At 70.4% G+C, this 24,404-nt stretch carries 18 protein-coding genes, 1 tRNA gene and 1 pseudogene; 12 read left to right on the top strand and 8 right to left on the bottom strand.

Features of this window, described 5'->3' with window-relative positions; genetic code table 11:
- Window positions 1-53: 53 nt before the first annotated feature.
- The 3 genes from ACIBCK_RS04875 to ACIBCK_RS04865 form a co-directional block, all read right to left on the bottom strand.
- The gene (locus tag ACIBCK_RS04875) at window positions 54-1,748 is read right to left on the bottom strand and encodes a hypothetical protein (protein WP_399386729.1); all 1,695 of its coding nucleotides are present in this window, start codon (window positions 1,746-1,748) and stop codon (window positions 54-56) included.
- A 294-nt stretch (window positions 1,749-2,042) separates the two neighbouring features.
- Window positions 2,043-3,335 (bottom strand): acyl-CoA dehydrogenase family protein, encoded by a 1,293-nt coding sequence (locus ACIBCK_RS04870; RefSeq protein WP_399386727.1) that lies wholly within the window; start codon window positions 3,333-3,335, stop codon window positions 2,043-2,045.
- Between the two features lie 45 nt (window positions 3,336-3,380).
- Window positions 3,381-3,863 (bottom strand): SCP2 sterol-binding domain-containing protein, encoded by a 483-nt coding sequence (locus ACIBCK_RS04865; protein WP_399386725.1) that lies wholly within the window; start codon window positions 3,861-3,863, stop codon window positions 3,381-3,383.
- Window positions 3,864-3,932: 69 nt separating this feature from the next.
- Here ACIBCK_RS04865 and ACIBCK_RS04860 point away from each other — a divergent pair, with 69 nt between their 5' ends.
- Together ACIBCK_RS04860 and ACIBCK_RS04855 are read left to right on the top strand one after the other, a co-directional pair.
- Window positions 3,933-4,607, top strand: coding sequence for a TetR/AcrR family transcriptional regulator (locus ACIBCK_RS04860; protein WP_399386723.1), 675 nt, complete (start codon window positions 3,933-3,935; stop codon window positions 4,605-4,607).
- A gap of 200 nt (window positions 4,608-4,807) precedes the next feature.
- Window positions 4,808-6,752: pseudogene (locus tag ACIBCK_RS04855) on the top strand (AMP-dependent synthetase/ligase).
- Between the two features lie 80 nt (window positions 6,753-6,832).
- Here ACIBCK_RS04855 and ACIBCK_RS04850 read toward each other — a convergent pair.
- Window positions 6,833-6,905, bottom strand: a tRNA-Arg gene (locus tag ACIBCK_RS04850).
- 307 nt (window positions 6,906-7,212) lie between these two features.
- On the opposite strand from ACIBCK_RS04850, the gene ACIBCK_RS04845 reads away from it, so the two are divergent.
- The 9 genes from ACIBCK_RS04845 (at window position 7,213) to ACIBCK_RS04805 (ending at window position 18,623) form a co-directional block, all read left to right on the top strand.
- On the top strand, window positions 7,213-8,868 hold the full coding sequence (locus tag ACIBCK_RS04845) for a dynamin family protein (protein WP_399386721.1): 1,656 nt from the start codon (window positions 7,213-7,215) through the stop codon (window positions 8,866-8,868).
- 6 nt (window positions 8,869-8,874) lie between these two features.
- Window positions 8,875-10,950 (top strand): GTPase, encoded by a 2,076-nt coding sequence (locus ACIBCK_RS04840; protein WP_399386719.1) that lies wholly within the window; start codon window positions 8,875-8,877, stop codon window positions 10,948-10,950.
- A gap of 192 nt (window positions 10,951-11,142) precedes the next feature.
- Window positions 11,143-11,580 (top strand): single-stranded DNA-binding protein, encoded by a 438-nt coding sequence (locus tag ACIBCK_RS04835; protein ID WP_399386718.1) that lies wholly within the window; start codon window positions 11,143-11,145, stop codon window positions 11,578-11,580.
- Between the two features lie 313 nt (window positions 11,581-11,893).
- Window positions 11,894-13,339: a Cys-Gln thioester bond-forming surface protein gene (locus ACIBCK_RS04830; protein WP_399387253.1), complete on the top strand. Its 1,446-nt coding sequence runs from the start codon at window positions 11,894-11,896 to the stop codon at window positions 13,337-13,339.
- A 307-nt stretch (window positions 13,340-13,646) separates the two neighbouring features.
- Window positions 13,647-15,026, top strand: coding sequence for a PE-PGRS family protein (locus tag ACIBCK_RS04825; protein ID WP_399386717.1), 1,380 nt, complete (start codon window positions 13,647-13,649; stop codon window positions 15,024-15,026).
- Window positions 15,027-15,058: 32 nt separating this feature from the next.
- Entirely contained in the window at window positions 15,059-15,667 is a 609-nt protein-coding gene (locus tag ACIBCK_RS04820; protein WP_399386715.1) for a hypothetical protein, read from the top strand.
- A gap of 160 nt (window positions 15,668-15,827) precedes the next feature.
- Window positions 15,828-17,492, top strand: a complete 1,665-nt coding sequence (ettA, locus tag ACIBCK_RS04815; RefSeq protein WP_399386713.1) for an energy-dependent translational throttle protein EttA — start codon at window positions 15,828-15,830, stop codon at window positions 17,490-17,492.
- Window positions 17,493-17,499: 7 nt separating this feature from the next.
- Window positions 17,500-17,940, top strand: coding sequence for an acyl-CoA thioesterase (locus ACIBCK_RS04810; protein ID WP_399386711.1), 441 nt, complete (start codon window positions 17,500-17,502; stop codon window positions 17,938-17,940).
- A complete protein-coding gene (locus ACIBCK_RS04805) occupies window positions 17,937-18,623 on the top strand; it encodes a hypothetical protein (protein WP_399386709.1) in 687 nt (228 codons plus the stop codon). Before ACIBCK_RS04810 ends, ACIBCK_RS04805 begins: the two co-directional genes overlap by 4 nt.
- Window positions 18,624-18,676: 53 nt before the next feature.
- Here the strand turns inward: ACIBCK_RS04805 and ACIBCK_RS04800 are convergent, their stop codons facing one another.
- Entirely contained in the window at window positions 18,677-19,090 is a 414-nt protein-coding gene (locus tag ACIBCK_RS04800) for a globin (RefSeq protein WP_399386708.1), read from the bottom strand.
- A 105-nt stretch (window positions 19,091-19,195) separates the two neighbouring features.
- Here ACIBCK_RS04800 and ACIBCK_RS04795 point away from each other — a divergent pair, with 105 nt between their 5' ends.
- Window positions 19,196-20,170, top strand: coding sequence for a methyltransferase domain-containing protein (locus ACIBCK_RS04795; RefSeq protein ID WP_399386706.1), 975 nt, complete (start codon window positions 19,196-19,198; stop codon window positions 20,168-20,170).
- Between the two features lie 18 nt (window positions 20,171-20,188).
- Here ACIBCK_RS04795 and ACIBCK_RS04790 read toward each other — a convergent pair whose 3' ends face one another.
- The 3 genes from ACIBCK_RS04790 to ACIBCK_RS04780 all read right to left on the bottom strand — a co-directional run bounded on the left by ACIBCK_RS04790 (window position 20,189) and on the right by ACIBCK_RS04780 (window position 24,403).
- Window positions 20,189-21,496: an FHA domain-containing protein gene (locus ACIBCK_RS04790; protein ID WP_399386705.1), complete on the bottom strand. Its 1,308-nt coding sequence runs from the start codon at window positions 21,494-21,496 to the stop codon at window positions 20,189-20,191.
- Window positions 21,497-21,590: 94 nt separating this feature from the next.
- Complete coding sequence (locus ACIBCK_RS04785) at window positions 21,591-22,934, bottom strand: VWA domain-containing protein (protein WP_399386703.1); 1,344 nt, start codon at window positions 22,932-22,934, stop codon at window positions 21,591-21,593.
- Window positions 22,935-23,026: 92 nt separating this feature from the next.
- On the bottom strand, window positions 23,027-24,403 hold the full coding sequence (locus ACIBCK_RS04780; RefSeq protein WP_399386702.1) for a protein phosphatase 2C domain-containing protein: 1,377 nt from the start codon (window positions 24,401-24,403) through the stop codon (window positions 23,027-23,029).
- Window position 24,404: the final 1 nt, after the last annotated feature.

The raw sequence follows: 24,404 nt of genomic DNA, 5'->3' as shown, positions 1-24,404 counted from the left end.
GCCGCCAACGCTCGCCGCGCGGCTGCCGGCAGCGCTCGCCGCGCAGCCGCCCGCTAACGCCCCCCGCAGAGCTGCCGCTCGGCTCGTACCGGGTCGTTCGGGAAGCGGAACGACGTGCGCTCCCACACCCCGGCGGCGTTGCGCAGAAAACGCCCCGGCGTCATCGGACCCCGCGTCGCCGCCCGCAGCTCGGCCAGCGCTCCGCAGTCGAGCGCGCGCCGGGCCGCGGCGACGCCCGCCGGGTCGAGGCCGGCGGGAAGGGGCCCGCGGCCACGGTCGGCGAAGATCCACGCGTCCGGGAGCCGCTTGTCGTGGCCCACCCGGGCGTCGAGGCGCTCGGAGTGCGCGGCCAGCGGATAGGCGAGCCCGATCGGGTCGAGAGCGGCACCGTCCAGCGGGACCACCGTGCCGCTGAACCCGAGCGTGCTCCAGACGCCGGTGACGCCGGGGGAGTTGGCGGTGACGGCGGTCTTGGCGAGCAGGAGCGTGGGGGTCTCAGCGTGATCGGCGTCGCGTACGAGACGTTCGTACGCGAGGTAACTCGGGTAGTTGGCGAAGCCGTGGTGGAGGGGGTGGGGGGCCGCGTTCTGCCGGACGTACACCCCGCGCTCGTCCGCCACACCGTCCGGCCCGATGTGCCCCTCGTAGGGAATCCGCAGCAGGCTCGCGCAGGCCACGGCCCAGATACCGACGCCCGCGACCGCGATGGTCCACGCGCGCGTGACGGGCACCAGGAAGACCGGCAGGACCATGAGGAGCAGCCCCGGCAGGAACATCCGGCCGTGCATGAAGTCGCCGCCCACCTTGATGACGTAGACCCAGCACAGGAGCCCCGCGACGATGGGCGCGAGCGCGGGGACGAGGGAGGCGGCGTCCCGCCGCGTGGCCGCCGTCGGCAGCAGTGCCGCGAGCAGGAACAGCGCGGGCACCCACAGCAGATAGGGCTCGGTGAAGTCCGCGAGGTAGCCGAACCCGCGCCCCCACAGGCTCTGCGAGGCCTCCTTGGTCACACCGGGCAGCGGCATCAGCTGCCCGTAGTACCCGATCCGGAAGATCTCGTACGCGGCCGGCAGCGCGAGGGCGGCGCCGAGCCCGCCGAACGTGGCACGGCGCGAGGGCTGCGCCAGCAGCCACTGCGCGACGAGGAAGACGGCGGACACGAGCGCCAGGTCGGGCCGTACGAGGGGGCCGAGGCCGAGGACCACGCAGGTGGAGAGCGACTCGGGCCGCGTGACGAGCAGCAGCCAGGCCCCCGCGATCCAGCAGGTGGCGAGCCCGGTCTCCAGGCCGGAGGTGGCGAAGTCCCAGACGGGCGGCAGCGCGAGCAGGACGAGGCAGCCGAGGGGGAGCACGGCCTTGTCCGCGTACAGCCGCATCGCCCCGAGCGAGGCGAACGCGAACCCGGCCGCGGTCAGCAGCAGCCCGCCGTACATCGCGGCCCTGGCGATGTCGATGCCCGGCAGCCCCGCGAGTACCAGCAGCCACTGCCAGAGGGTGCCGGTGGAGGCCTCGGCGCGTTCGCCCGCGTTGAAGACGGGGCCGTTGCCCGCCAGGATCTGCCGGACCGTACGGACGTAGATGTGGCCGTCGTCGGACATCCAGCGCCGCTGGAACCCGGCGAACACGATGACGCAGGCCGGCAGCAGACAGAGGACGCCGCGCCGGAGCCTGCCCCTGGTGTCGCTTCGGCTGTTGATCAGCCCGAGCACGGCGTCGGGCTCGCGGAAGAAGAGTTGCGTCGGTGTCATGATCTTTTCATCGGCGCAGCTCTGTGGTGGCTTTAGGTCGCTTTGCCAGCAATCGTCCCCCGGCCCGAGCCCCGGCGGTTCTGCCACCGGGAGCCGGAGCCCTGGCGGGCCGCCGAAACCCCAGGCCTGGCGGATCGGCCGCCCGCGCCGCGGGTACGCCGCCTGGGACCGGCGCCCTGCAATCCGTCACCCCTGGCCGGGCGCCCAGCGGATCCGCAACCCGCGCCGCACGCCCCTCCCGCCGCAACCCGCGCCGCACACCCACCCGCGCCCGACGCCCCCCGACCCCGCCCCCTACCGGATCTGCCGCCCCGAAATCGCTCGCGCGATCACCAAACGCTGAATCTCACTCGTCCCCTCGAAGATCGTGTAGATCTTCGCGTCCCGGTACATCCGCTCCACCGGATGCTCCCGGCTGTACCCCGCACCCCCCAGCACCTGCACCGCCTTCTCGGACGCCGAAACGGCCAGCTCGCCGGCGCGCAGCTTGGCCATCGAGCCCTGCCCCGCGTCGAACGACTTGTCGTTGCGCGCCATCCACGACGCCTGCCAGATCAGCAGCCGCACGGCCTCGATCTCGGTCCGCAGGTCGGCGAGCCCGAAGGCGATGGACTGGTTCTCGATGATGGGGCGGCCGAAGGCGAGCCGGGAGCCCGCGTAGTCGAGCGCGTACTCGTACGCGGCCCGCGCGATGCCCAGCGCCTGCGCCCCCACCGTCGGGCGGCTCACCTCGAAGGTCGCCATGGCGGCCTGGCCGCGGCCTCCGGCGCCGGTCTTCGCGCCGCCTGCCTTCGCCCCGCCCACCCCCGCGGCGCTCGCGCTGCCCGCGCCGCTCGCGGAAGTCTTCGCCCCCTCGCGCGCACGGGCGAGCCGGCCGTCGAGACGCTCCTTGCCGCCGAGCAGACAGTGCCCCGGCACGCGTACGTCGTCCAGGAACACATCCGCGGTGTGCGAGGCCCGCAGCCCCAACTTCTTGATCTTCTTGGCGCCTTCGAGGCCCCGCGTGCCGGGCGGCACGATGAACGCCGCCTGCCCCCGCGAGCCCAGCGAAGGATCGACGGACGCGACCACCACATGGACGTTGGCGATGCCGCCGTTCGTGATCCACGCCTTCTGGCCCGACAGGGTCCACTCGTCGCGTGCCTCGTCGTACGTCGCCCGCGTCCGCATCGCCGACACGTCGGAGCCCGCGTCCGGCTCGGACACGCAGAACGCCGCGACATTGGGGTCGTCCTCGTCACCGAAGCACTGCGGCACCCACTCGGCGAGCTGGTCCGGCGTGCCCGCGGAGAAGATCCCGGCCACTGCGAGCGAGGTGCCGAACAGGGCCATGCCGATGCCCGCGTCGCCCCAGAAGAGCTCCTCGTTGGCGATCTGCAACGAGAGCCCGCTGGGGTCGCCGAACAGATCGGCCAGGGACTCGAACCCGTACAGGCCGATCTTGGCGGCCTCCTGGATGACGGGCCAGGGAGTCTCCTCGCGTTCGTCCCACTCTGCGGCGGCCGGCCGCACGACATCGGCGGCGAAGCCGTGCACCCAGCCGCGCAGGTCCCTTTGTTCTTCGGTCAGTTCGAACGAGAAGGCCATGGGGGCGTCCCCTTACGGAAGTTGGTCGGACTGCGGCGTTCGGGGTCAGGCCTTCGGGATGTCGAAGTAGCGGGTCAGACCCGCGGCGAACGCCACATCACCCGCGATCTTGATCTTGCGCATCATGAACATCGTCACGGGGCTCGCGTTGCCGGAGACCAGCTTCAGGAACTCGGGGTCGGCCATGACGAGCGTGACGCGCGGCTCGGCGTCCGAGCGGCCCTCGCGAACGGTGCAGGTGCCCTCCGAGATCTCCGTCTCGTAGACCGCCTCGTCGACCGTCTCGTCGACCCCCGTGATCTTCCAGCGGATCAACGCCTCGACGCTGCCCGCGGCCTCCGGCTTGAACTGCCGGCCCATCCGCCCGAAGATCTCCGCGAGGACGCGGGCGCGCAGCTCGGCGTCCTGGGCGATCGCGGCGATCTCCTTGCCGGAGAGCCCCTTCACGATCTTCGCGAACTCCTCGGGGGTGACGCTCGCGAAGTCCAGTCCGGCCAGGCCGTCAGCGCCGCCGATGCCGTCCGCCATGGCAATCTCCTTACTCAAAAGTAAACTTACTAAGGGGTAAGGTAGCCCCGAGTCTGGGAGGCTGCAAGGGTGACGGTCAACGGGAGAACTGAGGGAAGGCGTCGGCGCGTTCCGCGCCAGGAGCGCGAGCAGCAGATCATCGACGTGGCGGTGACGGTCTTCGCCAAGCGCGGCTACCACGCCGCGTCCGTGGACGAGATCGCCGAACTGGCCGGGATCTCCAAGCCGATGGTCTATCTCTATCTCGACTCCAAGGAGGGGCTCTTCCTCGCCTGCCTGCGGCGGGAGGCGGACCGCCTGGTCGCCGCCTTCCAGGGCGCGGCACGAGCGGGTGGCGGCGCGCCCGAACTACGCCTGCACGCAGGCCTGTCGGCGTTCTTCGCCTTCGTGGCCGAGCATCGCGACAGCTGGGTCGTGCTGCACCGCCAGGCGTCGGAGCTGAGCGAGGCGATCGCGACTGCCGTCGCCGACGCGCGGCGGGCGGTGATGGCGCAGGTCGCGGGCCTGGTCCGGGACGGCATCGCGGAGAACCCCGGCGGCTCCCAACTGGACGAGGAGGACGCCGACTTCGTCGCGTACGCACTGGTCGGCGCGGCGGACTCGCTCACCGACTGGATGGGCGGCCATCCCGGCCAGTCGCCGGAGGGGGTCACGCTGCGGTTGATGAACATGGTGTGGGTGGGGATGGGGCGGGTGCTCGAGGGGGAGGTGTGGGTGCAGCAGGCGCCGCGCTCACCGGAGTGAGCGCACTCGTCGCCGACGCGCGCTGCTCACGCCCGGATTTCTTCGGCGCCCACCCCATTGAACTTTCCCTACGCTCAAGTAAGTTGACCCCTCAGTAAGTACGCACCGCACCACCTCTGCATGACCTCTGCATGACCTCAGCACGACCTCAGCACGTCAGCAGCTGACAGGTAGCCGCGAGCCGCGAGCCGGGAGCCGTCATGGGCGTACGCAAGGATCTGAAACGGGCACAACGCCACAGCGAGCTGGCCGATCGGGCCCCGGTGGAGATCGTCAGGGACGAGCAAGGAACCGTGCGCGAGGCGCACACCGCCCCGCTCGCGCCGAAGGCCACCGCGGGCAGCGCCGCCGACATCCCCTTCACGAACGCCGCGGAGGCACCCGGCGCGATCGTCCTGCGCCGCAAGCAGGCCGGCCAGTGGCGCCCGGTCACCACGGCGGCCTTCGCGCACGAAGTCACGGCCACGGCCAAGGGGTTGATCGCAGCCGGTCTCCAGCCGGGCGGCCGGGTCGCGCTGATGTCCCGTACGCGGTACGAGTGGGCCGTACTGGACTTCGCGATCTGGGCGGCGGGCGGACAGAGCGTGCCCGTGTACGCGACGTCGGCGGCGGAACAGATCGAGTGGATCGTACGGGACTCCGGCGCGACGCTGCTGCTCGCGGAGACGGAGGAGAACGTCGCGACGGCCGAGACGGCGGTCGCGGGCCTCACCGAGCCGCCGCGCATCCTCTGCGTAGACGACGGGGCCCTGCTCGAACTCGCGACCCAGGGCGGGGAGTTGCCCGACGAGGAGGTGGCCAAGAGGAGAGCCGCCCTCACCCCGGAATCCATCGCCACCATCTGCTACACATCGGGCACGACGGGCAAGCCCAAGGGCTGCGTCCTCACCCACGGCAATCTGCTCGCGGAGGCCGCGAACACGGTCGATCTGCTGCACCCCATCTTCAAGGAGATCACCGGCCAGGTCGCCTCCACGCTCCTCTTCCTGCCCCTCGCCCACATCCTGGGCCGCACCATCCAGATCGCCTGCATGCTCGCCCGCATCGAACTGGGCCACTGCCCGAGCATCAAGCCGGACGAACTGCGGCCCGAGCTGCGCTCGTTCAGGCCGACGTTCGTCGTTGGCGTCCCGTACCTCTTCGAGAAGATCCACGACACGGGCCGTGCGACAGCGGAGAAGATCGGGCGAGCCGCGTCCTTCGACCGGGCCGAGGGGATCGCGGTGCGGTTCGGCGATGCGTACCTGAACAAGTTCCTCGACGCGGGGAAGGGCAAGGGCACACGCGGCCCAGGACCCTCCCTCGGTCTCTACCTGGGCTGGGCGCTCTACGAACTGCTGGTCTACCGCCGCATCCGCAAGGAGGTCGGCGGCAGGCTGCGGTACGCGATCAGCGGCGGCTCCCCCCTGGACCGGCGCCTCAACCTCTTCTTCTACGCCGCCGGGATCATCATCTACGAGGGGTACGGCCTGACGGAGACCACGGCCGCCGCGACCATCACGCCACCGCTGAAGCCCCGCCCCGGCACGGTGGGGACGCCGGTGCCGGGCACATCCATACGCATCGCGGACGACGGAGAGGTGCTCGTCAAGGGCGGCATCGTCTTCGGGTCGTACTGGAACAACCCGGACGCGACGGACGCCGTGCTGCGGGACGAGTGGTTCGCGACCGGCGATCTGGGGGCGCTCGACGAGGACGGCTATCTCACGATCACCGGGCGCAAGAAGGACATCATCGTCACGTCCGGCGGCAAGAACGTCTCCCCGGCGATCCTGGAGGACCGGCTGCGCAGCCGGGCGCCGGTCGGCCAGTGTCGTCGGCGACAACCGCTCGTACGTCGCGGCGCTCGTCACACTGGACCCGGAGGCAGTCGAACACTGGCTCACCGTGCGCAAGCGCCCCAAGGACACCCCGCTCGCCGAACTGTGCCGGGACCCGAAGATGATCGCGGAGGTCCAGAAGGCCGTGGACTACGCCAACGCGGCGGTCTCACGAGCGGAGTCCATCCGCAGGTTCACCCTCGTCGAGGGCGATTTCACCGAGGAGAACGGCCTGCTCACCCCGTCCCTGAAGATCAAACGGCACGCGGTGACGACGGCATACGCAACCGAGATCGAAACCCTGTACGCCGACCCCAGAGGCTGACCGGACCGCTCGCTCCGTGCTGCCGCCCCGTCAGCAAAAAGGCCCTCCGAGGTGGAGGGCCGAACAAGGGTGGACTGAAGCGCCCCCGGCAGGACTCGAACCTGCGGCCAAGCGCTTAGAAGGCGCCTGCTCTATCCACTGAGCTACGGGGGCCGGATGGTGGCCGGTGGCCTGGAGCCCGGGTGGGGACGAGCCGTGACCTTGCCGGGGACAAGGATAGGGCTCCCGGGTCCGTGTCCCTGGTGCTTCGCCTCCGCGGCACTATGTGGAGGTTCAGTGAAGCGGTCCTGATAATCGCAGGCAGGTGCGAATCTCGCATCGCTTTTGGCGTCTCGCGCCCCGGGTGTTGTGCACTCGTTATGCCTGTGCCCCAGTCGCCCCTTCCGTCCCATGTGTCCGATCGGCGCGCAGGGGTGTCCATATGCTTCAGAAAGCCGCCAAAATTGGGCATTCTTCGCATGTGGTGACCTTGGACGTACGGCCTCAACTGCTCGACGCACTCTCCGCCCTGCGCGAGCGTGTCGCCGCCGCACGCTTTCCGCTCCCCTTGCCGGGGGCGCCACGCGCGCGTGCCAACCGGGACGAGCTCCTTGCCCAGCTCGACGACTACTTGGTGCCCCGCTTGCGGGCCCCCGAAGCGCCGCTGCTCGCCGTGATCGGGGGTTCCACCGGGGCGGGCAAGTCGACCCTCATGAACTCCCTCGTCGGCCGGCAGGTCAGTGAGGCGGGGGTGCTGCGCCCGACGACGCGGACGCCGGTCCTCGTATGCCATCCGGAGGATCATCACTGGTTCGCCGGCATGCGCGTACTGCCCGACCTCACGCGCGTGTGGGTGCCCCGTCCGGAGCCTTCGGCCACGAACGACGAGGACGACGACGGGAGCGACGAGCTGCTCCCGCTGACCCCCGACGGCGAGCGCGCGCTGCGCATCGAGACCTCGGAGACCCTGCCCCAGGGGCTCGCGCTCCTGGACGCCCCCGACGTCGACTCCCTCGTCGCCGACAACCGGACCCTCGCCGCCGAGCTGATCTCCGCGGCCGACGTCTGGGTCATGGTGACCACCGCGTCCCGGTACGCGGACGCCGTGCCCTGGCACCTGTTGCGTACCGCCAAGGAGCACGACGCCACCCTCGTCACCGTCCTCGACCGGGTGCCGCACCAGCTGGTGGCCGAGGTGTCGCGGCAGTACGGGGCGCTGCTCGTCAAGGCGGGCCTGGGCGACGTGCCCCGCTTCACCGTGCCCGAGCTGCCCGAGTCCACCCGCGGCGGCGGGCTGCTTCCGGCCACCGCCGTGGCGCCGCTGCGGGCCTGGCTCACTCACCGGTCCCAGGAGCCCGCGGCCCGCGGAGAGGCCATCGCCCGCACGGCCCACGGCGTCATCCAGTCCCTGAACGTGCGGGTCCCGGAGCTCGCGGGCGCCGTCGCCATCCAGTACGCGGCCGCTCTGCGGCTCACCTCGGCCGTCGACGAGGCGTACGGACACGAGCACGCGCGCGTGCGGGAGCGTCTGCAGGCCGGTGCCGTCCTCGCGGGCGACGCGCTGAAGCGCTGGCGCAGCTACCCCCTGGACTGCGGCGCCGGTGAGCTCCTCGATGCCGTCTCCGAGAGCCTGGAGGCGCTCCTGCTGTGCGCGGTGACAGCCGCCGACGAGCGCATCGACGAGGTGTGGCGGCGCGAACCGGCCGCCGCCGCCCCCGGCCTCGGCGACCGTGACCGGTCCATCGAGAGCGCCGAGAGCGCCGAGCACCGCATCGGGATGGCGGTACGGCGCTGGCGACGCGTCCTGGAGGAGTACGCGGAGGACGAGGTCCGCGGGCTCGACCGGGTCGAGAAGAGCTTCCTCCCGGACCCCGAGATGGTGGCCGCCCTGCTCGCCACGGCCCTGCTCGGCGGGGACCGCGGCCGCTCGGCCGGCGAGACGCTCGCCGAGCGGATCGGCGCCCACGGAGCGCTCCGGCTGCGGGACCGGGGCGGACGCCTGCTCTCCACGTACATCGACAACGTCCTGGGCGCGGAGCGCGAGCGACGCCTCGCACCTCTCGACGCCCTCGACGTCAACCCCGAACCCCAGGCCGACCTGATCGCCGCGCTGTCCGTACTGCAGAAGGAGAGGTGACCCGCGGTGACTGCTGTCACTGATCACACCGAGCGCGAGCCCGAGCGTGAGCACGAGCCCGAACGTGAGCGCGATCGCGATCGCGAGCAGAAGCGGGAGCGTGGGCGGGACCGGGAGCGCGATGAGCCTCGCAAGGGTCTGAAGAATCCCGAGGACGCTGCCGGGGAGGCCCGTGGCGACTCCGAGGGTGTTTGGGACGACGGGTTGATCGCGCGACGCGGCGGCGCCACGCGCGAGGGCTCCGCCCAGGGAGCGGGCGAAGGGGCGAGCGGCGGCTCGGGGAGCCGTTCGGAAGGTGGGCGGCCCGGAGGTGGCTTCGACCCGTATGCCTCGACCGCCTCGTCGGAGACCCCGTCCGGAGCACCGTCCGTTACGCCATCCGGTGCTCTCTCCAGTACGTCATCCAGTACGGCATCCAGCACATCCAGCACATCCAGCACTTCGACCGAAGCTCCGTCCGGCATTTCAACCGCCTACGAAGGGCCCCTGCGCGCCCGGCTCGACGCCCTGCGTGAGCTCGTCGGGCTCTCGCGCACCCGGCTGGACAGCGCCACGCTCGCCGAGGCGGGCCGCGTCCTCGATGAGGCAGCCGCCCGGCGCAGGCTCTCCGGTAGGCACACGGTCGTCGCCATCGCGGGCGCCACGGGGAGCGGCAAGTCGACGCTGTTCAACGCCCTGGCCGGGGTGACGATCTCGGAGACCGGCGTCCGCAGGCCGACCACGGCGGCCCCCATCGGCTGCAGCTGGACCGACGGTGCCGCGGCGCTGCTCGACCGGCTCGGCATCCCGGGGCGGCTGCGCAGACGCCCGCTGCAGGGCCCGGACACGGACACGCTGGAAGGCCTCGTCCTGATCGACCTGCCGGACCACGACTCGGCGGTCGGGGAGCACCGCGCGCACGTGGACCGGATCCTCGCCCTCGTCGACGCGGTCATCTGGGTCGTCGACCCCGAGAAGTACGCCGACGCCATGCTCCACGAGCGCTACTTGCGGCCCATGGCGGGGCACGCCGAGGTCATGTTCGTCGTGCTCAACCAGGTGGACCGGCTGCCGGGCGACGCCGCCGACCAGGTGCTCGACGATCTACGGCGACTGCTCGACGAGGACGGCATCGCCCTCGGCGAGCACGGCGAGCCCGGCGCCACCGTGCTCGCCCTCTCCGCGCTGACCGGCGAGGGGATCGGTGAACTCCGGGAGACGCTCGGTCAGTTCACCAAGGAGCGCGGCGCCGCCGCCCGGCGGATCGCGGCCGACCTGGACGCCACCGCCGACGAGCTGTGGCCGGTGTACGCGGCCGGGGCCGGGTGGCACGGAGGCCGCGGCAGGTCGTGGATCGGGCTCAGCGAAGAAGCGCGCGAGGAGTTCACCGACCGGCTCGCGGACGCGGTGGGCGCGGCGGCCGCGGGGCAGGCCGCGGAACGGGCCTGGCAGCGCAACGCGGGCAAGGCGTGCGGCACGCCATGGCTGAGGCTGTGGCGCTGGTACGAGGCCCAGCGCGCGCCGCGGGGCATCGGCTGGCCCGTGGCTCCGACGCCGCCGGACGAGGAGGCCACGGCTCGGCAGCGCGTGGAGAACGCGGTGCGCACGGTTGCCGACGAGGCCGCCTACGGGTTGCCCCAGCCCTGGGGCCAGGCGGTGCGGGAGGCGGCTGTGCGGGGCGCGGAGGGGCTGCCCGAGGCGCTCGACGCGCTGACGGTGTCGGCCGGGGTGCCGGAGGGGAGGCCTCCGCGGCCCGGTTGGTGGCCGGTCGCGGTCCTCGCCCAGGCGGCGATGACGTTGCTCCAGATCGTGGGCGGGCTCTGGCTGGTGGCGCAGATCATCGGGATCGCGGAGCCAAACCTGGGCGTGCCGGTGCTGTTGATGCTGATCGGCATCGTCGGCGGTCCCTGCGTGGAGTGGGGGAGCCGGATGGCGGCGAGGGGCCCCGCGCGACGCTACGGCCTGGACGCGGAACGACGGCTGCGGGAGGCGGCCGCCGGGTGCGGGCGGGCGAGGGTCCTTGATCCGCTGGCGGCTGAGCTGCTGCGGTATCTGGAGGTGCGGGAGCAGTACGTGCGGGTGACGGGGGCGGCGGTGGGGTGAGGGTGGTCAGTGGTGAGGGTGGTCAGTGATGAGGGGCGGCCGGGCGCCCCGTTCGGGTGAGGGAGTTTTCCACAACTGGCCGGTAGACCACAGGGCTCAGCGAGATCGTGCCGACCGGTTCACTCTGAGATCGAAGCCGCGGGACCGACCACCGCGGCGGCGGAAGCGGAGTGGACGAGGGAGGGGTTCGGCATGAACGAGACCTTGGTGACGGTGGTGGGGAACGTGGCGACGACGCCCGTGTTCCGGGAACTGCCCTCCGGGCCGGTGGCGCGGTTCCGGCTCGCGGTGACGGCGCGGTACTACGACGCGGTGCAGAACGTCTGGGCCGACGGGCACACCAACTTCTTCACGGTGTGGGCGAGGCGAGCGCTCGGTTCGAACGTGCAGGGGTCACTGACGATCGGTGAACCCGTCATCGTGCAGGGCAAGTTGAAGGTGCGCGACGAGGAGCGGGGCGGCCAGCACTGGACGTCGGCGGACATCGACGCGATGACCATCGGTCACGATCTCTCGCGCGGGACGGCGGCGTTCCGTCGCGTGCTCAAGGCGAACGCGGCACTGACGGACCCAGCGGCGGCGCGCGAGCCGGTACTTGAGCCCGATCCCGAGCCGGAGCCGGTGGGGTGAGAGGTCGTCAGGGGGGGGCTGGCGACCGATGTGCGGCTTATCGGCGAATGAGTGTCATGGATTTGTCGATAAGACCGGTTCTGAAAGGTTGTTGGCGATAACGATTCCGAGTCGGATCGGTTATCGAACGGTAGGACGGGGGGTCGTGGTGTGCCGCGTCCCTAGGATGCCGAACGTAGCTAACGGGGCAGTTGGTAGTGGATGCCACGCAGGTGGCAGGCGAGTCTGCCCCTTTCGATCTGCTGGCGGGATCACCCCCCTCGAAGTGAACGGGTCCCGTCCGGAGGGGAATTCTGTGTCTTTTGCGCGATCAGTGTTGTCGGCGTTCTCTGCCCTCTCGGGGGGCCGCGCGTGCTCTGCGCCCTCCCGGGGGAGACGAGGCGCCGCGCGCCTCGCCGCGGTGACGCTGGCGACCGGGGCGCTCGCGGCGGGTGCGATAGCCGGCGCGGGTTCCGCCGCGGCGGAAGAGACTCCGCAGCACAGGGGCGGAGCCCTCGCGACGCTGGGCGGGCTCCAGACGTACGGCCAGGCCGTCGTCCGTGACGCCGGGGCCAGCCAGCAGGTGCCCGCCGGGCTCTTCGAGATGTCCGTGGACGGCGGCGGCACCCTGCAGACGTACTGCATCGACATCCACAACCCCACGCAGAAGGACGCGGAGTACCAGGAGACCCCCTGGAGCGGCACTTCGCTGAACGGCAACAAGGACGCGGGCAGGATCCGCTGGATCCTGCAGAACTCCTACCCCCAGGTGAACGACCTCGCCGCGCTGGCCCACAAGGCGGGCGCACGTGCGCTCACCGAGCAGGCGGCGGCGGCCGGCACCCAGGTCGCGATCTGGCGGTACTCGGACAGCGCCGAGGTGGAGGCCGTCGACCCGCAGGCCGAGAAGCTCGCGGACTACCTCTACAAGAGCGCCCGCGGCGCGGCGGAGCCCAAGGCGTCGCTGACCCTCGACCCGCCCGCGGTCTCCGGACGCGCCGGGGAGCGGGTGGGTCCGGTCACTGTGCGGACGGACGCGGACGCCGTGTCCGTGACCCCGCCCGCGGACGCGGTGGCGAGCGGAGTGAAGGTCGTCGGCAAGGACGGCAAGCCCGTCACCTCGGCGTCCGATGGCAGCCAGCTGTTCTTCGACGTCCCCGAGGACGCCCCGGACGGCTCGGCGGCGCTCACTGTCCAGGCGTCGACCACGGTTCCCGTCGGCCGGGCCTTCGCCTCCGAGACCCGGAGCCAGACGCAGATCCTCGCGGGCTCCAGCGAGTCCATGGTCTCCGCGACGGCGAACGCGACGTGGGCCAAGGACGGTGCGATACCGGCCCTGTCGGCGGAGAAGAACTGCGCCAAGAACGGCGTGGACATCACGGCGAGCAACAAGGGCGACCGGCCGTTCACGTTCCGCCTCATGGGCCTCAAGCACACGATCGAGGCCGGCACGTCGCGAACGGTGACGATCCCGCTGCAGGAGGACCAGGCCTACGACTTCACGATCAAGGGCCCGAACGGTTTCGAGAAGCGCTTCAAGGGCGTGCTCGACTGCCAGACCGAGAGCAGGACGATCGGCAACAAGGCAGAGCCGGCCTCCGACCCGAGCCCGGCATCGGCAGGCGGCACGGGCACAGGCAGCGGCGACCTAGCGGAAACGGGCGGCTCCAGCGCGACCCCGATGATCGCCGGAATAGCGGTGGTCATGGTCGTACTCGGCGCAACAGCGATGTTCCTCCTCCGCAAGAAGAAGGACCCGACGGAGCCGTCGGAGGACTGAACGACGGAGCGGGCGCGGCGGGCTGGCGGGCCGTCCATGACGGCCGGCCGCCGATCAAGGGCGACAGTCGGTGACCAGTGGTGCGGCGCGGGCTCTGAGCCCAAGGGTCGGGGATACCGAAACCCCCGGCATCCCAGAGGAACCGTTCAGGGAACATCAGCGTTTGTGCAGGATGGTGGATGGCGCCGACCGCGGAGCGTGGGCGATCCGGGCTCGATGCTCCTACGGCAGCCGCTGGCCGCCCCGGCAGCCTATTCTGAGGCGCTGGCGGCGAGGACAAGTCGGCTACTGAGGGGCGGGGGCGGGAATGACGTTTCGCACGGCGAATGCCGAGGATCTCGAGCAACTGTCGAAACTCGTGGACGGGCGCGGTGGCGTAGAGGAACGCCTCAACGAGGCCTTCACTAGAGCCGCCCAACTAGGGGTAAGTGGACATCTTTCCTCCCTGAAGCCGATGAGCTCCTGGAGCCGCAGCCAGGGCAAGGACCTGCGTAGACGTGCCACCATCCTGCGCCTGGAGAACGGCGACCCGATGGCCGGATTGCTGTGGGCCGGGTTCACGATGAAGGACCTGGAGAAGTACAAGGGCGAAGGGATCAAGCCGGAAACGCTACTGCTGGCCAATTCGGTAGCAGCGAGTGACGATCCGAACGCGAAGGACCTGACACGACAGCCGGGGGAAAAGCTTGGCGACTGGGTCGCACGGCTTGAGGCGCACGCGCTGGCGAAGATCCCTGGTCTGGAGCCGCACGAAGAGTCCCTCACCGGGATGATCAAGTTCGGATCCGACGCGTTCAACGTCGCGGCCGCAGCCCAGGTTGTGGCCGCAAGCGGCCTCTCGGGAACCAAGGTGCTACTGGGCAATGCGGTGAAGACCGGCAAGCTGGGGCCTATGAAGGATGCCCTCGCGACACGGTGGACCGCGGCCGGCAGCAACCCTATTTTGCGTTGGGCTGGCACGAAGCTCGGCAGTTACAACCCGCCAATACGCTCGTTGGCTGCACCTGGTAGCTGGTTTCCCGGACAGCTCGGCAATATGGCCTCCCGGAGTCAGGCGTACCAAAGGGTGGCCAACGTTCCCCTTAGTTCCGGTTTCATTGGCGACCGTTGGGGCGGAGGGTGGGACAAGCTGCGCGCACGCGGCTTCATGAACGCCAAAATGCTTGGCTTCACTCCCAATCAGGCCATCAATTTCTTCGCCGGGTCGGACGACATGGCTCGCGCGTACGGTGGGCTGACACACTCCGGGCAGGCGGTCACGCGCGCGGGACAAGCCAGCCTCCTGACGGTCGGGAAAGCCGGTGGGTTCGGAGCGGCAGCGAAGACCGCGGGGCTGTGGCGCGGGGCGGGCATCGTAGGGTCAGCAGGCGCGACGGCATTCTCTGTGGCCAACATCGCCACCATGGACCACGGCAAGGAGTGGAAGAAGAGTAAGGCCGGCTACTTGGCCAATTACGCGGAGGTCGGGTTCAACGCCACCCTGACCGCTGCGATGGTCGCACCTAATCCGGTCACGATCGGTCTCGCCGTTGGGACCGGCATCGTCTACGGGGGATTGAAGGTCGTCGAGCACTGGGACGACATCAAGGAAGGCGCAGGTGAGGCAGCCGACTGGGTCGGTGACAAGGCGGGCGACTTCGCCGACGGCGCCAAGAAGCTGGGCAGCGCCCTCAATCCATTCGATTAGCGATGCATGGAAGGAAAGGAGCGGCTGTCGCCATGGAAACGAGCAGTGAGTCCTTGCAGTTCGAGCTGACGCCGTACAGCACCGGCACAGGCACCAAGAAGACGACGCCCAAGGCCGGATTCACAGCGGATGTGGGGCACTTCGGATCCGTCACCGTGGAGCGCTGCCCGCTTTACAGGCCGCTCGAGAAGGGGTTGGACACCGTTCGGTTGAGCGGTCCCGCTTTCCCGGACACGACCTTCCGTGGGAAGCGCAGATCGGGGCAGCCTTCGCTGTCCAGGGCGGAGCTCACCCTCGCCGGCCGGCCCGCAGAGCTGCGGTTCAACGCCCGGGCTCTGCGGAAGGAGGACCGAGCGCTGCGCATCTCGTATGAGAGCCGGGAGTATGTCTACTCCGCTGAGGGTCTGGGCAGGGCGAAGGTTCTGGAGAGAGCGGGCGTCCGGGTCACGATGGAGCCGGGTCAGTACGTACCGGCGACCGGGACCGTCACCGCGGGCACGGCCACCGGCCCGGTCGACGCCGTGGATTTGGCGATCGCCATAGTGCTGGAGGCGGTGGACACCGATGTCCTGACCCTGAGTGGCACCGCGTTGTCGTCGCCGTTCGCCCTGCTGCACCACTTCTCGGACCGAGCCGAGTAGCAGACCCCGCTCGCATCGACAATCAGTGACAGACCAACTACCCAAGCGGTCAGAGAACGTCCAGGTCATGGCCCCCCGGCCATACTGGTTTCCCCCGGTAGGTGGCTGTCAGGCAAGATGGGGTGTATCTGCCCACTCACTGATTGCCGGACGGTTTCTCTTGGCTGAGTACATCTACACCATGCGCAAGACGCGCAAGGCGCACGGCGACAAGGTGATTCTTGATGACGTCACCCTGAGCTTCCTGCCTGGCGCCAAGATCGGTGTCGTGGGCCCCAACGGCGCCGGTAAGTCCACGGTGCTGAAGATCATGGCCGGCCTTGAGCAGCCGTCCAACGGTGACGCGTTCCTCTCGCCCGGTTACAGCGTCGGCATCCTCATGCAGGAGCCGCAGCTCGACGAGAGCAAGACCGTGCTGGAGAACGTCCAGGACGGCGCCGCCGAGATCATGGGCAAGCTCAAGCGCTTCAACGAGGTTGCCGAGCTCATGGCGACCGACTACTCCGACGCGCTCATGGAAGAGATGGGCAAGCTCCAGGAGGACCTGGACCACGCCAACGCGTGGGACCTCGACGCCCAGCTCGAGCAGGCCATGGACGCGCTCGGCTGCCCGCCCGGCGACTGGCCCGTCACCACCCTCTCCGGTGGCGAGAAGCGCCGCGTCGCGCTCTGCAAGCTCCTCATCGAGGCGCCCGACCTGCTCCTCCTCGACGAGCCCACCAACCACCTCGACGCCGAGTCCGTGAACTGGTTGGAGCAGCACCTCGCGAAGTACGCGGGTTGCGTTATCGCCGTCACTCACGACCGGTACTTCCTCGACAACGTCGCCGAGTGGATTCTTGAGCTCGACCGTGGTCGCGCCATCGCCTACGAAGGCAACTACTCCACCTACCTGGAGAAGAAGCAGACCCGTCTCAAGGTCGAGGGCCGCAAGGACGAGAAGCGTGCCAAGCGGCTCAAGGACGAGCTCGAGTGGGTGCGGTCCAACGCCAAGGGGCGTCAGGCCAAGTCCAAGGCCCGCCTTGCCCGTTACGAGGAAATGGCCGCCGAGGCCGACAAGATGCGGAAGCTGGACTTCGAGGAGATCCAGATTCCGCCGGGCCCGCGGCTGGGCTCGATCGTCGTCGAGGTCGAGAATCTTTCGAAGGCCTTCGGCGACAAGGTTCTTGTTGATGATCTGAGCTTCTCGCTGCCTCGCAACGGCATCGTCGGCATCATCGGTCCCAACGGCGCCGGCAAGACCACGCTGTTCAAGATGCTCCAGGGCCTTGAGGAGCCGGACTCCGGCAAGATCAAGATCGGTGACACGGTCAAGGTCAGCTACGTCGACCAGGGCCGCGCCAACATCGACCCGAAGAAGACCCTCTGGGCCGTGGTGAGCGATGAGCTCGACTACATCAATGTCGGGCAGGTTGAAATGCCCTCGCGGGCCTACGTCTCCGCCTTCGGGTTCAAGGGTCCGGACCAGCAGAAGCCGGCCGGCGTGCTCTCCGGTGGTGAGCGCAACCGCCTCAACCTGGCGCTGACCCTCAAGGAGGGCGGCAACCTGCTCCTCCTCGACGAACCGACGAACGACCTCGACGTCGAGACCCTGTCGTCGCTCGAGAACGCGCTGCTCGAGTTCCCCGGTGCGGCCGTGGTCATCTCCCACGACCGGTGGTTCCTCGACCGAGTCGCCACGCACATCCTCGCCTACGAGGGTGACTCCAAGTGGTACTGGTTCGAGGGCAACTTCGAGTCGTACGAGAAGAACAAGGTCGAGCGCCTCGGTGCGGACGCGACCCGTCCGCACCGTGCCACCTACAAGAAGCTCACCCGAGGCTGAGACTGACATGAGTCGGCATATCTACAGCTGCCCCCTCCGGTGGTCGGACATGGATGCCTTCGGGCACGTCAACAACGCCGTCTTCCTGCGGTACTTGGAAGAAGCGCGGATCGACTTCATGTTCCGGCTCGCACCGGGGGACGGCAGCCCGTCGTTCTCGGGCGGGTCCGTCGTGGCCCGTCATGAGATCGACTATGTACGGCCGTTGGTCCACCGGCACTCGCCGGTGACCATCGAGTCGTGGGTGACGAAGATAGGCGCTGCCTCGCTCACCATCTCGTACGAGGTCAAGGACCCCGAGCAGGTGTACGTGCGGGCGACGACGATCGTCGTGCCCTTCGACCTGGAGGCGCAGCGGCCGCGGCGGATCACCGCCGAGGAGAAGGCCGTGCTCCTGACCTTCATGGACGACGCAGCCGATGACGGTCCGGAGGCGCTCGTCGCATGACGGCGCAGCTGCACTTCGCCGACGCCGGGGAGGCGGGGGATCTCGCCGCCTTCCTGGCCCGGCTCATCCACTACGACAAGGCCGCGGCGGTCCGGCTGCAGGCGGCGGGCGACACGCTCGCCGTGTTCGGCAGGCCGCCGTCGTTCGAAGTGCTCGCCATCCGTACGGCGCGGCTCGCGAAGCCGTACGAGCACGGGCTCGAATCCTCGCTCGACGTCACCGTCTCCGCCGGTGAACTCCTGGAATTCGTGGGGGAGTCGGCGGAGTCCGTCGAGACGGCGGGGACGGCTCTCGTGCCGCAGGCCGTCACCGGGCCGCCGTGGGCCGGAGTTCTTCCCCCGCGCGGCGGCTGGCAGCCGGAGAGCGGGCTCCCGCCGGCTGACGCGGTGCGCGGCCTCGTCGCGGCCGCGGTCGCCGAATTCAAGTCCCGGGTCGAGGAGTTGCCGCAGGAGCGGCGGGTCCGGGCGGAACTCGATCAGCTGGGCCGGGAGATCTGGTCCAGGACCATCGGGGACACGGGCCTGCCCGTGCGGGCCGCGCATGCCGCGCAGGCCCTGGGGTTCCTGCGGGGGGACTCGCTCACCCTGCTGTCGTCAGGACCGTGGCTGCGACTGCGCACGAACTACGGCTCGATCGCCGTGCGCCGCGCGGGAGTCGGCGGCCTCTCGGTGACGCCGGCCTAGAGGCCGGGCCACCGCTACCGCCACCACCGCCACCGGAAGAGCGCCGCGGACCGTCAGCCCTCGGAGTTCACCATGGACGCCGCCGCGTACGTCAGGTAGTTCCACAGGGTCCGCTCGTGCTCCTCGGAGAGCTTCAGCTCGTCGACGGCGGTCCGCATGTGCTTCAACCACGCGTCGTGCGCGGCCCTGTCGACGGTGAACGGGGCGTGCCGCATCCGAAGCCGGGGGTGGCCGCGGTCGTCGCTGTACGTGCGAGGGCCGCCCCAGTACTGCATCAGGAACAGCGCCAGGCGCTCCTCGGCCGGGCCCAGGTCCTCCTCGGGGTACATCGGTCGCAGCAGCGGGTCCTCCGCGACCCCCTGGTAGAAGAAGTGCACCAGGCGCCGGAAGGTCTCCTCGCCGCCGACCTGTTCGTAGAAGGTCTGCTCCTGAAGCGTGCCGTGCGGGATCTCTTTCACACCGTCCATGGTCTCAGACGTGCCGACCGAGGACGGAAGACTTAGGACCTACCTCCGCCGGATCGGTACGTTTCGCCGCTCGCATCGCGAGCCATAGCGCAGCACAGTGGCTGTATGGGACCCACAGTCGACCCACTCCTCGCCGCGGAGGCCGCGTCCGCCCTGGTGCGCGAGATCGAGGCGAGCGGTGCCTGGACACGGGACCCCGGCCTGCGCGCGGCGTTCGAGAACGTCCCGCGGCACCTCTTCGTGCCGTACTACTACGTCACGTCATCCGGAGGCGGTCACGAACGCCTCTGGGGCGAGGACCTCGACCCCGCACGCCGGGCACGCTGGCTGCGCGGTGCCTACGCGGACGCCCCGCTTGCCACCCGCGTACGCGACGGAGACCTGCTCTCGTCCAGCAGCCAGCCCTCCCTGATGGCGAAGATGCTGGAGGAGCTCGACCTGCGGGACGGCGACTGCGACGTCCTGGAGATCGGCGCGGGCACCGGCTACAACGCGGCCCTCCTGTCCCACCGGGTCGGCGAGGAGCACGTCACCACCGTCGATCTCGACCCGGAGATCACCGAGTCCGCACGGCGGCATCTGACGGCCGCTGGGTACCACCCCGCCGTCGTCACCGGCGACGGCAGCGTGGGCTGCCCCGAGCGCGCTCCCTACGACCGGATCATCGCGACCTGCACCCTGACCTCCGTGCCGCGCCCCTGGCTCGCCCAGTGCCGTCCCGGCGCCCGCATCCTGGCCCCGCTCGCCACCGGGCTCATCGCGCTGACGGTGCGGGACGCCCAGCATGCCGAGGGCCGCTTCCTGCACACCCCCGCGTACTTCGTGCCGCTGCGCGGAGGCAGCAGAAGGGCCCCGCACGAGCAGCACCTCGGGGGGCTGCCGCGCAGGGCCCTGCAGAACGAGCTCTTCCGCTTCCTGCTCGAACTGACCGCCGGGAGCCTCGATCCTTACGAGGCCCTCGCCCTGTGGCAGCGCGAGGACCGGCCGGTGCGCGAGCGGTTCGGGATCTCCGTCAGCGGGCCGCACGAGTGGGCCTGGCTGGATGACCCCGAAGGGCCGTACGCCTGGCCACTCGCGTGAGCCCGCGGCATCAGCCGCTCAGCTGTGCCGGATGGTGATCGTCGTCCAGGCGCCCACATGCACCCGGTCGCCGTCCTGGAGCGGTACCGGGACGAACGGCTGGATGGGCTCCTCGCCGTTGTTGACCGTGGTGCCGTTGGTCGAGTTCTGGTCGACGACCGCCCAGCTGCCGTCCGGCTGCTGGACCAGGACCGCGTGCTGGTGCGATACGCCCGGGTCCTCCGGCGGCACCGAGAGATCGATGTCCGGGGTGTCGCCGGTGGAGTGCCTGCGACGGCCGATGGTGATCTGGTTGCCGGCCAGCGGGCGCTGCTGCTCGGGTGAGTACGCCGGCAGGTTGAGGCCCGACGCCTCGGGACCGCTGCGGTGCATCATCGCCATGAAGTACTCACGGTCGGGACCGATCGTCGCCGACCAGGAGACCGTGCCGGTGCTCGGCCCCGGCACCGCCTGATAGCCGGGAGGGCCCTGCGGCGCCTGCGTCTGCTGAGGCTGCTGCTGCCCCGGCTGCTGGTGGCCCCACTCGCCCTGCTCGGGAGCCTGCGGTGCGCCGGGACCCGGAGCGGACGTCGAGGGCGGCGGGAGCACCCAGTCGTCGCCACCGCCGCCGAAGGACGGACCGCCGGGACCCGAGGGACCCGGGCCGGGAGGCGGCGGAGTCCCCGTCTCCTGCGGGAACGCGGGCGGAGCCGGCGGACCCTGCTGCTGGAACGCCTGCGGGGGCGGGCCCGACGGGTCACCGCTGTAGGGCGGCGGGGGCGGGCCCGACGGATCGCCGCTGTAGGGCGGCGGGGGCGCTTCGCCGCCGTACGGCGGAGGCACCTGACCGGACGGGTTGCCGTTGCCGAACGGCGGGATCGGCTCGGCGGGCCTGTTCATCTGCGAGGGCCGCGAGCCCTGGTAGCCGAACGGGTCCTGGCCGGGCTGGGTGCCGTGGGGCTGGCGGCCGGGCGGCTGCTGGAACTGCTGGGCCGGGTTCGGCGGGTGCGGGGCTGCCGGGGTGTACGAGGTCGCCGTGTTCGTCAGGAAGTTCCAGCGGCACTCCTCGCAGAACGGCGCGTTCGCCTCGCGGGGCGTGCGGCACTGCGGGCAGAGCTCGGGCTCGGCGGCCTGGTCCGGCACGGACGACAGGTGCGGGCGTCCCTGGTTCTGCTGGGGATATCCGTACCCGGAGTCCTGGCCGGGGCCGGGCGGCGGCGGATAGCCGTAACCGGGCGCGCCCGGGGGCGGCGGGGGAGGCGGCGGTACGGCACCGGCCATGCGGTGACCGCAGACCTCGCACCAGTCGTCGGAACCCGACTGGTGTCCGTTCGGGCAGGTCGGCATGTCGGCGCTTCCCCCTCTCCTTCTCCGGCCCTGAGGGCCGTACGTGCTGCTGTGGGGCTACTGATGATTTCGGGCGGTGCTGTTGTGAGCGGTGCTACTTCTTCACGCGAACGGTCTTCGTGGACCGCGTCTCGAGAGTCATCTCGTCGGCCTCGGTAACCCTCGCCTTCAATCGAACAGTACCTGCCACGGCGTCGACCACGTCCACCACCTTCGAAAGCAGCTTCGCGGTGTCCTCGTTGCCCGATGCGCTGGCGAGCTGGACGGCACGGCCCAGTTTCGCCGTCGCTCCGTCCATATCTCCCGACTTGCGTGCGTCGAGGCCCTGCTGGATCACCTGGGCCAGTTCCGCCTGGCCCGTGTAGTGCGCCACCTGCGGGTTGATCGACGTCGAAGCGGACATGTCATCCGTCCACACGGCCCGCACGAGCCCCTGCGAGAGCGTCTGGGCGCTGCCGTCCGGCTGCGGCACGATCAGCGAGACACGGGCCGCGAGCATCTCCTGGCCGAGCTCGGCGTTCGGCACCTCGACGCAGATGTGGTAATCGCGGGACTCGTCGCCCCAGGACCCGGTGGGATAGTCGCCGGCGCGCGGTCCGGCCTCCGTACGACGGTCGGTCAACTCCTCGACCGTGGGCGCCACTTGCTTGACGAACTTGATCTCCGCGCCCAGCGGTGTCCACAGCCGCAGGCTGACGTCGGCGACCTCCTTGCCCATCGCCGCCTCCATCATCTGCGTGAAGTCGGCGGAGAGCCCCGAGGGGTCGGCGACGATGTCCGCGGTCCCGAGCAGCGCCGAGGCGATGCCGGTGACCTCCTTGACCTCCCAGTCGGTGCCCACACCGCGGGCGTCGCAGGTGAAGCGGCCCGCGCAGGCGTCGAGTGAGGCCTGCAGATCCTCAGGTGACTCGTGTTCGTTGCGGCCGTCCGTCAGCACGATTCCGTGCCGTATGGAGACGTCGGCCGAGGACAGGAGCCGGTCGGCAAGGCGCAGCCAGGTGCCGATCGCCGTACCGCCGCCCGCGCTGAGCTTGCGCAGGGCCTGCTTGGCCTGCTCCCGGGTCTCGGGGCCCGCGACCGCCAGGCGGCCGTTGCCGGGATAGATCTCCTTGGCGACATGGGTGCCGCCGATCACCGCGAAGTGGACTCCGTCACGTACGGCGTCGATGGCGGCGGCCGTGGCGTCACGGGCGCCGCGCATCTTCGTGGGCGGGTAGTCCATCGAGCCGGAACAGTCGACCATGATCGCCACGGCCGCGTCCGGGGTCTGGCCCGCCGAGTAGAGGTGCGGGGCGCTCACCGCGGACCCCACCGTGCCGCCGCCGGTCGAGGTCACCGTGGCGATCGCGTTGACCTCGCGGCCGCCCTCCGGGAGGTACTCGTTCTGGTACACGTCGACCGAGAACTGCGGCACGTTCGACTTCGAGAAATTGGCCATGGATCCCTGCTCCCCCTATACGTTCCCACCGGCTTCCCCAAGCCGGTGGGTGACAAGTGCGCATGGGCGGCCCCCTCCAGCGGGGGCTTCCACTAGGCCGATCCTGCCCCTTGCGGCACGACACGGAACGGCACAATCGCCACTGTTACGTTGTCGTGGCCACCGCCGTCCAGCGCGTGGCCGACCAGGACCTGGGCGCTGTGCAGCGGGCGCTCGGCGGAATCGGCGGGTACGGCGCGTGCCATCTCGTCCACCGCTTCCGCGTAGTTCCACAGCCCGTCCGTGCACACCACCACTACACCCGCACGGTCCGGCTTGAAGGAAGCGGTGTGCGGCTCCAGTTCGTACGCGTCGGCGCCGAGCCAGCCCGTGATGGCGTGCGCGCGCTCGTCGGCGTACGCCTCCGCCTCGTTCATCAGACCCGCGGCCACCATCTGCGCCGCCCACGAGTCGTCCTCGGTGAGGCGGGCCGCAGGACCACTGCGGTCGTCGGGGACCCAGTAGGCGCGGCTGTCGCCGACCCAGCCGACGACGAGCAGACCACCGGCGACGATCGAGCCGACGATGGTGCACGCGGGGGCGTTCTGGTGCGGGGAGTGCTCCCTGGCCCCAGTGGGCTCCGCGGCAAGGGCGTTGACGGCGTCGGACGCCGCGAGGATCGCGTCGTGCATGGCCTGCTGCGGGTGCGTGCCGCGCGGCAGGGCGGCGAGCAGCGATTCGTTGGCCGCGCGGGAGGCGGCGAGCGAGGCCTCGTCGGGGCGGGTCGCGGACGAGACACCGTCGCAGACGATCGCGACGACGGCGGGGGAACCGTCCGGCAGCGCGGTCGACGAGATGGCGAACGCGTCCTCGTTGCGGTGGTGGCGAAGGCCCCGGTCGCTGACCGCGGCGACCGCGTCGAGTTCCTGCTCCATGTGGTCGCGCTCGCGCGGCTGCGCGTGCCCGCAGTTCTCGCAGTAGCCGTCCGGGTCCACCCGGCCCGAACGGCACGCCACGCAGAGCTTGGTGCCCGCGGGCGGCGTGGGGTCGGGCAGGGCCGTACGCGGGTCGGCGGGCTCCGGGGCCGGGGCGCCGGGAGCGGGCAGGGGGTACTCGTCCGGCTCGGCGGGGCGCGCGGCAGGGGCGTCGGTGCGCACCTCCCTCGCGCCCTGCGCGGCCCGTGCGTCCGCGTTCGGGGAGAGCTCGCCGCCCGACGACTCCGTGACCGGCAGGTCTGTGGGCAGGTGCGCGGGCACCGGCATGTCGGAGCTGTCCACGTCCGGGGCGATGGGCCACTGTGACGACGCGTCCGGCGGTGGCGCGGCCGACGAGCCGTTCATCGCGACGGTGGGACGGTCGTCCGACCCGGCCGGCTGCGCCGACAGGTCGTACCCGCACGCCCCGCAGAACAGGTCACCCGATTCCAGCGGCTCTTCGCAGCCGGGGCACGTGGAACCTGCCCCGGCAGTCTGCTGGTGCATCTGCGACATC

This window comes from Streptomyces sp. NPDC051218 (assembly GCF_044455475.1).
Classification (GTDB): domain Bacteria; phylum Actinomycetota; class Actinomycetes; order Streptomycetales; family Streptomycetaceae; genus Streptomyces.
The sequence above is the reverse complement of the archived record's forward strand: the minus strand, read 5'-3'. Positions and strand labels throughout refer to the sequence as shown.

Bases quoted from the DNA above. Each gene is read 5' to 3' on its own strand.
- ACIBCK_RS04785 (WP_399386703.1), bottom strand. From the start codon at position 22,934: ATGGCCAATTTCTCGAAGTCGAACGTGCCGCAGTTCTCGGTCGACGTG.
- ACIBCK_RS04820 (WP_399386715.1), top strand. From the start codon at position 15,059: ATGGAAACGAGCAGTGAGTCCTTGCAGTTCGAGCTGACGCCGTACAGC.
- ACIBCK_RS04800 (WP_399386708.1), bottom strand. From the start codon at position 19,090: ATGGACGGTGTGAAAGAGATCCCGCACGGCACGCTTCAGGAGCAGACC.
- ACIBCK_RS04835 (WP_399386718.1), top strand. From the start codon at position 11,143: ATGAACGAGACCTTGGTGACGGTGGTGGGGAACGTGGCGACGACGCCC.
- ACIBCK_RS04790 (WP_399386705.1), bottom strand. From the start codon at position 21,496: ATGCCGACCTGCCCGAACGGACACCAGTCGGGTTCCGACGACTGGTGC.
- ACIBCK_RS04875 (WP_399386729.1), bottom strand. From the start codon at position 1,748: ATGACACCGACGCAACTCTTCTTCCGCGAGCCCGACGCCGTGCTCGGG.
- ACIBCK_RS04865 (WP_399386725.1), bottom strand. From the start codon at position 3,863: ATGGCGGACGGCATCGGCGGCGCTGACGGCCTGGCCGGACTGGACTTC.
- ACIBCK_RS04870 (WP_399386727.1), bottom strand. From the start codon at position 3,335: ATGGCCTTCTCGTTCGAACTGACCGAAGAACAAAGGGACCTGCGCGGC.
- ACIBCK_RS04795 (WP_399386706.1), top strand. From the start codon at position 19,196: ATGGGACCCACAGTCGACCCACTCCTCGCCGCGGAGGCCGCGTCCGCC.
- ACIBCK_RS04825 (WP_399386717.1), top strand. From the start codon at position 13,647: ATGACGTTTCGCACGGCGAATGCCGAGGATCTCGAGCAACTGTCGAAA.
- ACIBCK_RS04780 (WP_399386702.1), bottom strand. From the start codon at position 24,403: ATGTCGCAGATGCACCAGCAGACTGCCGGGGCAGGTTCCACGTGCCCC.
- ACIBCK_RS04810 (WP_399386711.1), top strand. From the start codon at position 17,500: ATGAGTCGGCATATCTACAGCTGCCCCCTCCGGTGGTCGGACATGGAT.
- ACIBCK_RS04805 (WP_399386709.1), top strand. From the start codon at position 17,937: ATGACGGCGCAGCTGCACTTCGCCGACGCCGGGGAGGCGGGGGATCTC.